Origin of the sequence: Flavobacterium hydatis (assembly GCF_000737695.1) — a bacterium.
Taxonomy (GTDB): domain Bacteria; phylum Bacteroidota; class Bacteroidia; order Flavobacteriales; family Flavobacteriaceae; genus Flavobacterium; species Flavobacterium hydatis.
Map to the genome: position 1 here is coordinate 164,173 of NZ_JPRM01000006.1, position 15,496 is coordinate 179,668.

The 15,496-nt window shown below is 33.9% G+C and carries 11 protein-coding genes; 7 read left to right on the forward strand and 4 right to left on the reverse strand.

Annotation, left to right across the window (positions count from 1 at the left end):
- Positions 1-30: 30 nt before the first annotated feature.
- Genes rpsJ through rpsL form a run of 4 tightly spaced genes read right to left on the reverse strand, consistent with a single transcriptional unit; the run spans position 31 to position 3,397 of the window.
- Positions 31-336, reverse strand: a complete 306-nt coding sequence (rpsJ, locus tag IW20_RS05270) for a 30S ribosomal protein S10 (RefSeq protein ID WP_011963470.1) — start codon at positions 334-336, stop codon at positions 31-33.
- Between the two features lie 11 nt (positions 337-347).
- Entirely contained in the window at positions 348-2,504 is a 2,157-nt protein-coding gene (fusA, locus tag IW20_RS05275) for an elongation factor G (protein ID WP_035619643.1), read from the reverse strand.
- 10 nt (positions 2,505-2,514) lie between these two features.
- A complete protein-coding gene (rpsG, locus tag IW20_RS05280) occupies positions 2,515-2,991 on the reverse strand; it encodes a 30S ribosomal protein S7 (protein WP_007803600.1) in 477 nt (158 codons plus the stop codon).
- Positions 2,992-3,013: 22 nt separating this feature from the next.
- Positions 3,014-3,397: a 30S ribosomal protein S12 gene (gene rpsL, locus IW20_RS05285; RefSeq protein WP_007136570.1), complete on the reverse strand. Its 384-nt coding sequence runs from the start codon at positions 3,395-3,397 to the stop codon at positions 3,014-3,016.
- 182 nt (positions 3,398-3,579) lie between these two features.
- Here rpsL and IW20_RS05290 point away from each other — a divergent pair, with 182 nt between their 5' ends.
- From IW20_RS05290 to IW20_RS05320, 7 genes are all read left to right on the forward strand, one after another.
- Positions 3,580-5,292 (forward strand): BamA/TamA family outer membrane protein, encoded by a 1,713-nt coding sequence (locus tag IW20_RS05290; protein ID WP_035619644.1) that lies wholly within the window; start codon positions 3,580-3,582, stop codon positions 5,290-5,292.
- A gap of 202 nt (positions 5,293-5,494) precedes the next feature.
- The gene (locus IW20_RS05295) at positions 5,495-8,734 is read left to right on the forward strand and encodes a SusC/RagA family TonB-linked outer membrane protein (RefSeq protein ID WP_035619645.1); all 3,240 of its coding nucleotides are present in this window, start codon (positions 5,495-5,497) and stop codon (positions 8,732-8,734) included.
- Positions 8,735-8,745: 11 nt separating this feature from the next.
- The gene (locus IW20_RS05300; RefSeq protein ID WP_035619932.1) at positions 8,746-10,194 is read left to right on the forward strand and encodes a SusD/RagB family nutrient-binding outer membrane lipoprotein; all 1,449 of its coding nucleotides are present in this window, start codon (positions 8,746-8,748) and stop codon (positions 10,192-10,194) included.
- Positions 10,195-10,280: 86 nt separating this feature from the next.
- A complete protein-coding gene (gene rlmB, locus IW20_RS05305; protein WP_035619647.1) occupies positions 10,281-11,015 on the forward strand; it encodes a 23S rRNA (guanosine(2251)-2'-O)-methyltransferase RlmB in 735 nt (244 codons plus the stop codon).
- 51 nt (positions 11,016-11,066) lie between these two features.
- Entirely contained in the window at positions 11,067-11,855 is a 789-nt protein-coding gene (locus IW20_RS05310; RefSeq protein WP_035619649.1) for a DUF2490 domain-containing protein, read from the forward strand.
- Positions 11,856-12,301: 446 nt separating this feature from the next.
- Positions 12,302-12,526, forward strand: a complete 225-nt coding sequence (locus IW20_RS26570) for a carboxypeptidase-like regulatory domain-containing protein (RefSeq protein ID WP_035619650.1) — start codon at positions 12,302-12,304, stop codon at positions 12,524-12,526.
- Between the two features lie 6 nt (positions 12,527-12,532).
- The gene (locus IW20_RS05320; RefSeq protein ID WP_035619652.1) at positions 12,533-15,493 is read left to right on the forward strand and encodes a SusC/RagA family TonB-linked outer membrane protein; all 2,961 of its coding nucleotides are present in this window, start codon (positions 12,533-12,535) and stop codon (positions 15,491-15,493) included.
- The last annotated feature ends 3 nt before the right edge of the window (positions 15,494-15,496 follow it).

Sequence of the window (15,496 nt, forward strand, 5' to 3'; positions counted from 1 at the left end):
AAGCAGCGTCCTTTTTTACTCTTGAACTACTTAAACTTTGATCTCAACCTCCACTCCACTTGGCAATTCAAGTTTCATTAGAGCATCGATAGTTTTAGATGAAGATGAATAAATGTCAATTAATCTCTTATATGACATTACTTCGAATTGCTCTCTTGCTTTTTTGTTAACGTGCGGAGAACGTAGTACAGTGAAAAGTTTTTTATGTGTTGGCAACGGAATTGGACCTGTTACAACAGCACCGGTACTCTTAACTGTTTTTACAATCTTTTCAGCAGATTTATCCACCAACATGTGATCGTAAGATTTTAGTTTTATTCTGATTTTTTGACTCATTTTCTTAAAGATTAAGCGTTTCCTTTTGCTTTTTTGATAACTGCTTCCGAAATATTAGAAGGTGTTTCAGCGTAGTGTGAAAATTCCATTGTAGATGTTGCTCTACCAGACGAAAGTGTTCTTAATGTTGTTACATAACCAAACATTTCTGATAAAGGCACATCAGCTTTGATAGTTTTTGCACCATTTCTGTCACCCATGTCATTAACCTGACCTCTACGACGGTTAATATCACCTACGATATCTCCCATGTTTTCTTCTGGTGTAATAACCTCCATTTTCATGATTGGTTCAAGAATGATTGCCCCAGCAGCTTTAGCCACTTCTCTATACCCCATTCTAGCTGCTAACTCAAAAGAAAGCGCATCTGAATCGACAGGGTGGAAAGATCCGTCAGTTAAAGTCACTTTTAAACTATCTACTTGATATCCTGCTAAAGGACCAGTTTTCATAGCTTCACGGAAACCTTTTTCTACAGATGGAATATACTCCTTAGGAACGTTTCCACCTTTTACAGCATTAATAAATTGCAACCCAACAGGAACTTTACCATCAACTTCGTCAGCTGGCTCAAGTGTAAATACGATATCCCCGAATTTTCCACGACCCCCTGATTGTTTTTTGTAAGTTTCTCTATGCGTAGCACTTCTTGTAAACGCTTCTTTATATTCAACTTGAGGCTCACCTTGATTTACTTCAACTTTAAATTCACGTTTCATACGATCAATCAAGATATCTAAGTGAAGCTCACCCATACCTGATATAATAGTTTGCCCTGAAGCCTCATCTGTTCTAACCGTAAATGTCGGATCCTCCTCAGCTAATTTAGCCAAAGCCATACCCATTTTATCTACGTCAGCCTTAGTTTTAGGCTCAATTGCAATACCAATTACCGGTGCAGGGAATTTCATTGACTCAAGAATAATTGGATGTTTCTCATCACACATTGTATCTCCAGTCTTAATATCTTTAAATCCAACTGCTGCTCCAATATCCCCAGCTTCGATATAATCGATAGGATTTTGTTTATTAGCATGCATTTGGTAGATACGAGAAATTCTTTCTTTGTTTCCAGAACGAGTATTCAAAATATATGAACCCGCATCCAAACGACCTGAATAAGCACGGAAGAAAGCTAAACGACCAACATAAGGGTCAGTAGCAATTTTAAATGCTAAAGCAGCGAATGGCTCTTTTACGTCTGGACGACGAAGAATTTTAGTTTGATCCTCCTCTAATAAATCAACATCATCAGGATGAATTCCTTCGATACCTTCTTTATCCATTGGAGATGGCAAATATTTACATACAGCATCTAACATAAATTGAACTCCTTTATTTTTAAAAGAAGAACCAGCAAGCATCGGAATGATTGCCATATCTATAGTAGCAGCTCTTAAAGCATTATTAATTTCCTCTTCAGTAATAGAGCTTTCATCCTCCATATACTTATCAAGAAGGTTCTCATCGTAGTCAGCAACTGCTTCGATAAGTATAGATCTATACTCTTTTACCTCTGCAAGCATATCCTCTGGAATAGGCACGATATCAAAAGTAGCCCCTTGAGTTTCATCATGCCAAATAATAGCTTGATTTTTAACCAAATCAACTACACCTTTGAAATCATTCTCTTCACCAATTGGCAAAGTGATTGCAACTGCATTAGATTTCAACATATCTCTAACTTGTTGACATACATTCAAAAAGTTAGAACCTTGTCTATCCATTTTATTAACGAATCCCATACGAGGAACTCTATACTGATCAGCAAGTCTCCAGTTAGTTTCTGATTGTGGCTCAACACCATCAACAGCACTAAACAAGAAAACCAACCCATCAAGCACACGTAAAGAACGATTCACCTCTACAGTAAAATCAACGTGTCCCGGAGTATCAATAATATTAAAGTGATAAGGCAATGTTTCTGGCAAAGTTTTACCTTGCTCTGTTGGAAAATTCCACTCACAAGTAGTTGCTGCAGAAGTAATTGTAATACCTCTTTCCGCTTCCTGCTCCATCCAGTCCATTGTAGAAGCACCATTATGTACTTCACCAATTTTATGAGTTTTACCAGTATAAAAAAGGATACGCTCTGTAGTCGTTGTTTTACCAGCATCAATATGAGCAGCAATTCCTATATTTCTTGTATATTTTAAATCTCTAGCCATTTCTTATGAATTAAAATCTAAAGTGAGAGAATGCTTTATTTGCTTCAGCCATCTTATGAGTATCCATTCTCTTTTTAACAGCAGCACCTTCTTCTTTAGCCGCAGCTAAACATTCTGAAGCTAACCTTTGAGCCATAGATTTTTCATTTCTTCTTCTAGAATAAAGTATTAACCACTTCATTGCCATAGAAATTTTACGATCTGGTCTGATTTGCATTGGAATTTGGAATGTAGCTCCACCAACTCTACGACTACGTACTTCTACGTGAGGCATAACGTTTGTTAAAGCATCTTTCCAGATTTCTAATGATGATTTTTCTGAATCTTGCTTTTTAGACTCTATAATGTCAATTGCATCATAAAATACTTTAAAAGCTGTAGATTTCTTACCGTCCCACATTAAGTTGTTCACAAAACGCGTTACCAATTGGTCATTAAACCTCGGGTCTGGTAAAAGTGGTCTTTTCTTTGCCGCTCTTTTTCTCATGTCTTTTTTTTAAAAGTTTAAATTACTTTTTTGCTTCTTTAGGGCGTTTAGCACCGTACTTAGATCTTCTTTGCGTTCTTCCTGCAACTCCTGACGTGTCAAGCGCTCCACGAACGATATGATATCTAACACCTGGTAAATCTTTTACCCTTCCGCCTCTAACTAATACTATCGAGTGCTCTTGTAAATTGTGTCCTTCTCCAGGGATGTAAGCATTTACTTCATTACCATTTGTCAAACGCACACGCGCTACTTTACGCATTGCAGAGTTTGGTTTTTTTGGTGTAGTAGTGTAAACACGCGTACAAACCCCTCTTCTTTGAGGACAAGAATCTAAAGCAACCGATTTACTCTTCTTAGTTATCTGAGTTCTTCCTGTTCTTACTAATTGTTGAATTGTTGGCATAATTAATACTAAAAATTTATTATGTATATTAAATTCCCGCTTTTTACGGGGTTGCAAATGTATAAAATATTTTTCACTATACAAACGTTAATACATTAATTTTCAATAACATTATTTAACCTTATGTTTTTTACCCCAAAGAATTAGATATTTGCATTACTTTTAATAAAACACTTTTAAAATTGAAAACACTCTTATCTTTTTTACTAATAACCACTCTAAGTTTACAATGTTATGCACAGCATTTTGAATTAAGACTAACTGGAGCAAACAATTTTGAAAATAAAATTATTGATTCTATCCCCTATTTAAAAAAACACAAAACAACAAAGTCCATTAGTGATGAAATACAATTATTCTCTGAAAAACTAGCACATAAAGGTTTTATTGACAACCAACTAATCTCAAAAAATCATTTAAACGACAGTACGTTTGCCGTAAAATTCAACCTAAAAGAAAAAATAAATTCTATACATATATATATAGATAAAAAAGACCCTATTATCAATAACATCTTTCCAAACACAAAAAACGACACAATAACCACCTCATACGAAGAAATCGAATCTCTATTAAGTAAAAAAATAAATCAGCTTGAGCATTTAGGATACGCATTTACAAAACTACAACTCACAAATATTCAACGAAAAAAAAACATTCTTTACGCAACTCTTTACCTTAAAAAAGAAAAGAAAAGAGAAATAAACTCAATCGTACTCAACTACACGCAAAACAATCAATCGAACATTTTTCCAAAAGGACATCTGAAACAGATTAAAAAAAAATACACTGGAAAAACATTCAATCAAGAAACCACTACAGAAATTTACAATGATTTTGAAAAATTCACTTTCATAAAACAAAGTAAATTTCCGGAAATCTTATTCTCAAACGACTCAACCAAAATCTACATATATCTCAAAAAAAGAAAAGCCAACACTTTTGACGGCTATTTAGGCTTTTCAAATGACGAAAACAAAAAAATAACCTTCAATGGATATCTTGACATAAATCTAGAAAACACCTTACATAGTGGAGAACAATTCTCCTTATATTGGAAAAGCGACGGAAACAAGCAAACAACATTCAAAACCAAAATCGAGATTCCCTACCTATTCAAAACACCAACAAGCTTAAAAGCCGAATTAGAAATTTTCAAACAAGACAGTACTTTCCAAAATACAAAAACCGCTATAGCCCTAGGTTATTACATAAAATACAATTCTCACCTTTATCTAGGATACCAATCAACCGAATCAAGTGACATTCAAAACACAAACAGCACACTAATTCAGGACTACAAAAACCACTTTACAACAGCAACATTTGAATACAAAAAAATAACTCCTGAAAATTTCATCTTCCCAACCAAAACGAACATTAACATAACCACAGGCATCGGAAAAAGAACAAACACAAACAACATAACAGATGAGTCAAACGAAAACAAACAGCATTATGCCAATATTGACTTAATTAACATTTTTTATATAAATACTAAAAATAGTTTTTACATAAGAAGTAAAAATTACTATCTCTGGAGCAACACATATCTCACAAATGAACTATACAGATTCGGAGGCATTAACTCAATAAGAGGATTTGCCGAAAACAGCCTGCAAGCCAACAATACCAATTTACTAATCACAGAATATCGCTATCAACCTACATCAAATCTATACCTGCATACCATAGCTGACTACGGCCTTTACCAAGATAAAACAGCACTTAACGACAAAAATAAATTAAACAACTTGATTGGTATCGGAATAGGCTTAGGTATTTTAACAAGAAACGGATTGCTTAAAATAACTCTTGCAAACGGAAGCTCTAGCGAAGATCGAATAAAATTCTACAATAGCATCCTTAACATCCAATATAATGTTAAATTCTAAAAATAACTTCCCATTAATTACAAATAACAAAAATTACCTCTCAATAACCCCCGTATAATTACACATATCTCAGCATTATAACATTTTTGATGAAATATAGAATAATGTTAAATTTTAATTGAAAGCGAAAAAAAAGTTTTATTTATTAGGAAAGTTAACAAATTATTAAGATTTTTGACAGACTAATTCAAAATATTTTAAAATGAAACTAAAGTTCAATGGATTCTTAGTACTACTATTAGTACTAATGGCGCAACTAACTTTTGCGCAAGAGAGAGTTGTTTCAGGTATTGTTTCGGACAATACAGGCATGCCCTTACCAGGCGTGAGTGTATTGGTTAAAGGAACAAAAAGCGGAACACAAACTGATTTTGATGGTAAATACTCCATCAAAGCATCACCAAGTCAAGTATTAGTATTTAGCTACATTGGGATGAAAACTCAAGAAATTGTAGCAAGTTCATCATCTGTGAGCGCAAAATTATCAAGTTCATCAGTAGAACTTGAAGGTGTAGTTGTTACAGCATTAGGTATCAAAAGAGAGAAAAAATCTCTTGGTTACTCTGCACAAACAGTAACTGCAGAACAAGTAAGCACCGTGCCTACTGGAAACTTCGTAAACAACTTATCAGGAAAAGTTGCTGGTCTTAGCGTAACACAAGGAACAAACTTTGGAGGATCTACAAACGTAGTACTTAGAGGATTTAAATCTATGTTAGGAGACAACCAAGCTTTATTTGTAGTAGATGGAGTGCCTATCCTAAATAACAACGTAAATAGCGCGGATCAAAAAAGCGGTAGAGGTGGTGTCGATTACGGAAATGCTGCATCAGACATTAACCCAAATAACATTGCTGAAATTAACGTACTAAAAGGAGCTGCTGCGACTGCCCTTTATGGATCTAGAGCTCAAAATGGTGCAATCATCATTACAACTAAAAAAGGAAAAGCAAGAAATGACCTATCTGTAGAATTCTCTTCTTCTTACATTATGTCTACAGTAGACAAAAAAACATTCCCTAAATACCAAACTGAATACGGTCAAGGATACAACGGAGAAGACAGCTGGGGTAGTTACCAAGGATCTAAACTTGCTTCAACAGGTGATGATGCTTCTTACGGACCTAAATATACTGGTGAAGATGTTTGGCAATATGGTGCATTCACTCCAGGCTCAGCTACTTTTGGTAAAAAAACACCATGGGTTGCAGCCAAAAACGGACCAATTGAATTCTTTGAAACTGGTACTACAACAGTAAATAATATTGCTTTAAGTGGAGGTTCAGACAAAGCTACTTATAGATTAACTTATGCTAATACAAATAGTTCAGATGTATTACCAAATTCTTTATTAAGCAAAAACAACTTCAATTTTGCAGGAACTTATAAATTTAGCGACAAATTAAGCTCTACATTCAATGCAACTTATGTTTCACAAAACACAAGAAACAGAAATTCAACTGGATACGGCGGTAACGCAATAGCTGGTTTTAGACAATGGTGGCCAACTAACGTTGACATCAAAGAGCAAAAAGAGCTTTACGAAATGAGTCATCAAAATTATACATGGAATATAAAAGGTCCAAATAATGCAACTCCTCTAGCTCCTGCTTTTTGGGATAATCCATATTTCCAAAGAGAGCAAAATTACAACAATGATAGCAGAAGAAGATTTGCTGCAAATGCAAGTATTAGTTATGATGTATCTAAAAGCATCAACTTAATGGGTAGAATGGGTACTGACGGATTTAACTTAAAAACAGAAGACAGAATCGCTGTAGGTTCTTATCCAAATGCTTTAGGGTTAAACACAGTAAACCAACCATCTGGTTACGCTTTAAATTTGTTTGATTATAGTGAACAAAATTATGATTTCTTAGCTACTTACAAAAAAGACTTAGCAGAAGATTTAAATCTTAATTTCATCTTAGGTACAAACTTTAACGTACAAAGTAAATTCTCTGAAGAGCAATCAACATCTGGAGGATTATACATTCCTGGAATATATACAGTTTCTAACTCAGTATCTGCTATAACACTTCCAAGAACAATCAAAACAAGAAAAGAAGTTCTAGGTTTGTTTGCACAAGCAACTTTAGGCTACAAAGGAACATACTATCTTGAAGGATCTGTAAGAAGAGACGAATCATCTGCTTTACCTACTGACAATAATGCTTACTGGTATTCTGCAATATCTGGAAGTGTGGTATTTTCAAATTGGTTAAAAGATATTGAATTCATCAATTTTGGTAAATTCAGAGCTGCTTACGCTCAAGTAGGTTCTGACACAGACCCTAACTTACTTATCAATAGCTATACTGCTAGAAATCCTTTCGGTACTCCTGCATATTCATATAATACTACTGCAAAAAACCCTAATTTAAAACCACAACAATTAGATAATGTTGAGTTAGGTTTAAACATGCAATTTGCAGATAATAGACTTGGATTTGACGTAGCTTGGTTCCAAAACAAAGCTTACAACCAAATTTTACCTTTACCTGTTTCAACAGCTACTGGATCACCATTTAACAATTTAAATGCTGGTACTTTAACAACAAAAGGTTTTGAGGTATCCCTTAATGCTACTCCTATTAAAACAGCAAACTTTTCTTGGGATGTTAATGTTAACTGGGCAAACCCTAACACTAAAGTTACTGAGTTAGCACCTGGTATTGAAAACATTCAAATCAACTCTTTACAAGGAGGAATCAGTATTAATGCTCCTCTTAACAGAAATTATGGTACAATTTGGGGAACTACTTATGTACTTGACCAATCAGGTAATAGAATTATCGGAGACAACGGTGCTTATTTAGTTTCTACAACTACAGACAATGAATTGGGAACATACCAAGCAGACTGGACTGGTGGTTTAAACAATAGATTTACTTACAAAAACGTTTCTTTTAGCTTCTTAATTGATGTGAAAAAAGGAGGAAGTTTATTCTCACTTGACCAATACTACGGATACGGAACAGGTATATATGCAAATTCAGTTGGAAACAACGATTTAGGAAACCCAATTAGAAATACATTAGCAAACGGTGGAGGTGAATTATTACAAGGTGTTATGGCAAATCCAGCTTATGTACCTGGAAATGGACAACCACAATATGTAACAAACACAACGAGATTAGACAGATCTCAATCAAGTCAAGTTTTAAGCACTGACCCTCCTACAGCACATTTTGTTTACGATGCTGGTTTTGTAAAATTAAGAGAGGTAGCATTTACATACAATTTCCCAACAAGTTTATTAGGAAATTCTATAAAAGGAGCTTCATTTAGCTTAATAGGAAACAATCTATGGATAATAGACAAAAGCGTTCCTTATTCTGATCCAGAAGCAGGATTATCTTCTGGTAACACACAAGGATACCAGTCAGGACCTATGCCGTCAACAAGAAATATTTCTTTTAACGTCAAACTTAATTTTTAAAAAAAATGGAAATGAAAAAAATCATAGCAATACTAACAATTGGTCTGTCGATGACAGCTTGTGTTAGTGAAGATATAAACACTGACCCAAATAGCGCATATACTACCGTTCCTGGATCTCTTATAAATTATGCGCAAAAGGAATTAAGTGATTACGTAAACACTCCAAGTGTAAACGAAAACAACTTTAGATTAACAATGCAGTACTGGCAAGAAGCTATATATGTAAACGAAAGTAATTATGACTTTGTTAACAGAAATGTTTCTAATAACATTTACGTAGATAACTATGTTAATGTATTGAACAACTTAGGCAAAGCAAAAGAACTTGTTAATGCTTATGTACCAACTATCGCTGAAGCTCCAGCATGGCCAAAAAACAAAAAGAATCAATTGGCTATTATTGATATCATGCAGGTATACACATTTCAGATGTTAGTAGATACTTTCGGAAATATCCCTTATACTCAAGCTGCAAATCTTTCAGCTTACCCATTACCAGCATACGATGATGCTTCTAAAATTTATGAAGATTTAATTGTAAGAATAAATGCTGACATAACTAACTTAGACGCTACAGCAACAGGCTTTAAGACTTTTAGTGATGGTGACAAATATTACAATGGAGCTATTGCAAAATGGATTGTACTTGCTAATTCGTTAAAATTAAAATTAGGAATAGCAATTGCTGATGCAAATCCAGCTTTAGCACAGACTACAGCACTTTCTGCTATAGCTGCAGGCGTTATGACTTCTCCTGCTAATAATTGTCAATTCCAATACTTATCTCCATCTCCAAATTTCAACCCTTTGTTTGAAAACTTGGCTGCAAGTGGTAGAGATGATTTCTTTGCTGCTAAACCATTAGTTGATTATATGAACGCATCTAATGACCCTAGAATAAGTCATTATTATGAGCCAACAGCAGATGACACATTTATAGGTCAAGAAGTTGGAAAAAGCGGAAAGTATAGTGATTTTTCTAGTATCGGAGCATTTGCATACACTCGTACAACTCCAGGTATTATATTAAACTATACTGAAGTTGCTTTTTATGTAGCCGAAGCTAACGCACGTTGGACTTCACCAGCAGCTGCAGCACCTTTTTATGATGCAGCAGTTAAAGCTTCAATCTTAGAATGGGGTGGTAATGCAGCAGATGTAACAGCATATCTTGCTACAAAACCTTATGATGCTACTAATTGGAAAAAATCAATTGGGGAACAAGCTTGGGTAGCAATGTTTAACCAAGGTATAACTTCATGGAATTTCTGGAGAAGATTAGATTTCCCTGTTTTAGTTGCACCTCCTACTGCTATTACTAATGCTGGTGGTAAAGTTCCAGTAAGAATGACATATCCAGTTCTTGAACAACAAGTAAATAATTCAAATTGGAAAGCAGCTGCTGATGCTATCGGTGGAGATTTATTAACAACAAAAATATTCTGGGATAAATTCTAATTTTTTATCTTAGTAATCATAATTAAGCCACTCTGTTCGTTCAGAGTGGCTTTTTTTTATATGAACATTATAACTATATTTGCCGTATGGAAAAAGAACATCAAATATTCGGAATAAGAGCCATCATAGAGGCGATACAATCAGGAAAAGAAGTAGACAAGGTCTTCATACAAAAAGAAATATCAGGCGAACTGATGAAAGATTTAATGAAAGTGATGAAACGCGCCAACATAAATTTTTCTTATGTTCCTGTTGAAAAACTAAACAGATTAACACCAAATAATCACCAAGGCGCTGTTGCAACAATATCACCAATTGGTTTTATTGAATTAGAGCATTTAGTAGATTCAACTATTGCTTCTGGAAGCACTCCCCTATTTTTAATATTAGATCAAATATCTGATGCCCGTAATTTTGGTGCCATTATCAGAACAGCTGAGTGTACAGGTGTAAACGGAATCATCGTACAAAAATCAGGTTCAGCCCCAGTTAACGGAGATACTGTTAAGACATCTGCCGGAGCGGTATTTAATGTACCTATTTGCAAAGTAGAACACATAAAAGATGCTATTTTCTACCTACAAGGTTCAGGCATAAAAACTGTTGCTGCAACCGAAAAAACCGACCAAAACATATATGACGTTTCATTAAATGAAGCTGTCGCTATAATAATGGGATCTGAAGATAGAGGTATTAATCCATCGGTATTAAAAATAGTTGATGAAAAAGCTAAACTTCCAATGTTTGGAACAATAGGATCTCTAAATGTTTCTGTTGCTTGTGGAGCATTCTTATATGAGGCTGTTCGTCAAAGAAAATAAAACAAACACATAAGATTAGAAGATAAACAGAATGATTTTAAATATTTTTTTATGCATTCCAATTCTATTCGTAGTATTTCAACAAAAAAAGTCATATTTATACTTGTAATACTTCTAATTACAAGTATAAGTCATGGACAAACTTCTACATACAATCAATTCTGGAGCGAGATTCAATTCAACAGGACTATAAATGAAAAATGGTCACTTGAATTAAATCTTGACAACACTTACAGCAGCACAGAATCGTCTTCACAAATTTTCCAAACAAACACCCAGAAAGCTTTTAGAACATGGGGACACTACTACTTAAGCCCACGATGGAAACTATCTAGCTTCTTAGCCTATTATGACAATAAAGATGTTCCTGAAATAGGACAATTTAAATCTCCTGAATGGAGGTTTGCATTACAAGGCATTTACTATTTTCATAAAATAGGATATACTCTCAGTACACGAATGAGAATAGAACTCCGATATATAAGAGATGAGAACGGAGAATATCAAGACATATATAGATATCGCCAACAAATAAAATATCTAAAGCCTATAAATAGCAAAATACTGCGCAAAGGAGTTGTTTATGCAATAGCTTCTGATGAAATTTTCTTCAAATCTGATGCAAAAATCACTGGGTTAAGTTTCTTTGATCGCAATAGGTTAAACCTAGGCGCAGGATATTTATTTACAGATGACATACAGATTGAGCTAACCTATGCCAATGAATACCTTCCAAGAGATACAGATTCTCAAGTAATAAATGCCGCTTCTGTGACACTAACTTTTAATAATATTTTCAAGAATAAAAGTAAAAAAACAAATCAAAAAACAAATCAATAACACTCCTGTTACAGACAAAACAATTTAATAACATTAGCTTTTATTGCCTACCAAAACACATCTATTCTAAGTTAAATTTAACGTTTTTAAGTAAAAAAAAATATCGTAAAGGTGCTGTAACCCCTATTACCAATGCTTTTTTTAAATATTTCAAGAGAAAAAAGCATTATTTAACTCATAATTTAGCAACAAAAATTACTTTTATTTTTTTCTTTTATTCTGCTCAAAAAAAACAAAAAACAAAAAAAAACCAACCAAAAAATTTAAATATTTTTAAAAATTTAACGATATCGCTTACAATAAGCAGATCCGAAAACAAAGAAAAATTGATTTTTTAATAAGAAATACTTTGTTTATTTACATATTTCGAATAAAAGGAGACAAATCCATTAGGAAGATTAACAAATTATTAAGATTTTTGTCAAACTAATTCAAAATATTTAAAAATGAAACTAAAATTCAATGGATTCTTAGTACTGCTATTGGTACTAGTGGCGCAATTAGGTTTTGCGCAAGAAAAAGTTGTTTCAGGAATTGTTTCTGATGACACAGGAATGCCAATTCCAGGGGTTACTGTATCTGTAAAAGGAACAAAAAATGCAACACAAACTGATTTCGACGGAAAATACTCAATTAAAGCGTCGTCTAATCAAATTATCCTTTTCACTTAAATTGGGATGAAAAGTAAAGAGCAACCGGCTACATCTTCTGTTGTTAACGTAAAGTTAGCGGGAGACGCAATGGAGCTTGAAGGCGTGGTAGTTGTAGCTTTTGGAACACAAAAGAAAGAAGCTATAACAGGAGCTGTTGCAAAAATTGATGCAAAAGCATTGGAAAATACGCAAGCATCTAACGCAATTCAATCTTTAACAGGTAAAGTTGCGGGTGTACAAATCCAAGCAAATTCAGGACAACCTGGAGACGCACCTCAAGTACGTTTTAGAGGTATTGGATCTATCTCATCTTCTAATGCACCTTTGTATGTTGTAGATGGTTTTCCATATAATGGAGACATAAACGCTATAGCAACTCAAGATATCGAATCTATCAGTTTCTTGAAAGATGCGTCATCTAATGCATTATACGGAAGTAGAGGAGCAAACGGTGTAATCATTGTTACAACCAAAAAAGGTAAAAAAGGTCAACTAAAAGTTACTTACGAAGGAAAAATAGGGGTTAACTCTAGAGCTGTTCCAGAATACGACATGATTACTGATCCAGGGCAATACTACGAAGCAGCCTATGGAAGAATCAGAAATGGTTTAATTTTTCAAGGAAAAACTCCTGCAGTAGCATCAGCAACTGCATCAAAAAATTTAATAAGTGGGAACCCATCTTACTCATTAGGGTATAATAATTACAACGTAGCAAACGATCAAGTAATAGATCCTGCTACAGGAAAAATAAATCCTAATGCACAATTATTATATCATGATAATTGGGAAAAAACATTATTTAACGACAATACAAGAATTGAGCACTTTTTAAGCTTAGCGGGTAGCTCAGAAAAACTTAATTCTTACTTATCTGTAGGTTACCTATCTGATAATGGATACACAATTAACTCAAACTTTAAACGTGTAACTCTAAGATCAAATGTTGACTATACGATTACTGATAAAATTAAAGTAGGAGCTAACCTTAACTATGCAAACTCTAATCAGAATGCTCCAATCTCACAAGTAAGTTCTGGAACATACAGTAACCTATTTAGCTGGGCGAGAAATATAGCTCCAATTTATCCTGTTTACCTTAGAAACGAGGCTGGAAACATTGTAACGAACAAAGTAGGAGAGAAAGTATATGACTTTAACCAATCAGGAGATCGTCCTTATGGTTTCAACTTAAACCCATACGGAACTACATTATTAAATACAAATTTAAACCAAGAAAACAAATTTGGAGCTAGAGGTTACGTATCTATCGACTTCTTTAAAGATTTCAACTTCAGATACAATCTTGGTTATGATTTAATGTCTGGATACTATGTAAATAGCACAACTGGAATTGGTGGGGATGACCAAGGGGTAAACGGTAGTATAGGAACAGCATCACAAGATGATTATACTATTACAAACCAACAATTATTATCTTGGAAAAAATCTTTTGGAGAACACTCACTTGATATTCTTGTTGGACACGAGTCTTCAGATTTCACATCAAAAATGTTGACTGGACAAAAAACAGGTGTTGTAATACCAGGTTTACCAGTAGTAAGCAATGCAACTAGATTTTCTTATTTAGATGGTTACAATGACTTATACAAAGTAGAAGGATTCTTCTCTAGATTAAACTATAGCTACAAAAACAAATATTTTGTAAATGGTAGTTTCAGAAGAGATGGATCATCAGTATTCGCACCAGAAAACAGATGGGGTAATTTCTACGGATTTGGAGGAGCATGGTCTGTAACGAAAGAATCTTTCTTTCCTCAAACTAAATGGATCACTGACTTAAGAATTAAAGGAAGTTATGGAGAACAAGGAAATGATAATATCTACTACCCTTCTTCTACAAGAATCAGCAGCCGTAGCTACTTTGGAAGTGAAAGAAACTACTATGCATACCAAACACAATATGAGATTTTACCTGATGCAGACGGAAACGCGAGTGTAGTTACTGTATATGAAGGAAACAAAAAAATTAAATGGGAGAAATCTAAAAACTTAAACATTGGATTCGAAGTTGAATTATTCAACAGAGTGAACCTTGAAGCTGAATATTTCGAAAGAAATGTAAGTGATTTAATATATAACCGTCCTTATGCACCAGCAACTGGAATCCCGTTTGTTACTGAAAACATTGGTGACATGTCTAACAAAGGAATTGAGGTTAACTTAGGTGTTGATGTAATTAAAACACAAGATATCGATTTTAACATTTGGGCTAATGCAACTCATTACAAAAATAAAGTAACATCATTACCAAGTCCTTTTACAAGTGGTATCTTCAGATTTGAAGTTGGTGCTCCAGCTTATGCTTACTTCCTAAGAGAATTTGCAGGTGTTGACAAAACTAATGGAGATGCTTTATGGTACATGGATGTAAAAGATGCTTCAGGAAACGTAACTGGTAAAACAACAACAAATGTTTACGGAAATGCAACTCAATACTTAAGTGATAAAGATGCAAATCCAGATGTATATGGAGGTTTCGGAACTATGTTCAGATTTAAAAACATCACATTCCAAGCAAGTTTTGCATACCAAGTTGGAGGATATATGTATGATGGTGTTTACCAAAGTGCTTTAAGTTCAGGTGACGATAATGTAGGTCAAAACTACCATAAAGACATAGCAAAATCATGGTCTGTTGATAATCCAAATTCAGATATGCCAAGAATTGACCATATTTCTCAATATCAAATGGCGTCTTCTGATTATTTCTTAGCAAAATCAGATTACATCAGCTTACAAGATGTTTCTATATCTTATGATTTCAAAAATAGTAAATTACAAGATCTTGGAATTTCATCTACTAAATTTAGTTTAATGGGAACTAATTTAGCATTATGGTCTGACAGAAAAGGTATGGATCCAAGATTAAGCAATTTAGGATCAAGAACAAATAATGGTCAGTCATTAAATGTTTATGGAGTTATGAAAACTATCTCATTTGGTTTAACAGTAAATTTTTAAGAA

What these genes read in the sequence shown, in the direction of transcription:
- rpsJ (WP_011963470.1), bottom strand. Translation starts at nt 336, where the DNA reads ATGAGTCAAAAAATCAGAATAAAACTAAAATCTTACGATCACATGTTG.
- fusA (WP_035619643.1), bottom strand. Translation starts at nt 2,504, where the DNA reads ATGGCTAGAGATTTAAAATATACAAGAAATATAGGAATTGCTGCTCAT.
- rpsG (WP_007803600.1), bottom strand. Translation starts at nt 2,991, where the DNA reads ATGAGAAAAAGAGCGGCAAAGAAAAGACCACTTTTACCAGACCCGAGG.
- rpsL (WP_007136570.1), bottom strand. Translation starts at nt 3,397, where the DNA reads ATGCCAACAATTCAACAATTAGTAAGAACAGGAAGAACTCAGATAACT.
- IW20_RS05295 (WP_035619645.1), top strand. Translation starts at nt 5,495, where the DNA reads ATGAAACTAAAGTTCAATGGATTCTTAGTACTACTATTAGTACTAATG.
- IW20_RS05300 (WP_035619932.1), top strand. Translation starts at nt 8,746, where the DNA reads ATGAAAAAAATCATAGCAATACTAACAATTGGTCTGTCGATGACAGCT.
- rlmB (WP_035619647.1), top strand. Translation starts at nt 10,281, where the DNA reads ATGGAAAAAGAACATCAAATATTCGGAATAAGAGCCATCATAGAGGCG.
- IW20_RS05310 (WP_035619649.1), top strand. Translation starts at nt 11,067, where the DNA reads ATGCATTCCAATTCTATTCGTAGTATTTCAACAAAAAAAGTCATATTT.
- IW20_RS26570 (WP_035619650.1), top strand. Translation starts at nt 12,302, where the DNA reads ATGAAACTAAAATTCAATGGATTCTTAGTACTGCTATTGGTACTAGTG.
- IW20_RS05320 (WP_035619652.1), top strand. Translation starts at nt 12,533, where the DNA reads ATGAAAAGTAAAGAGCAACCGGCTACATCTTCTGTTGTTAACGTAAAG.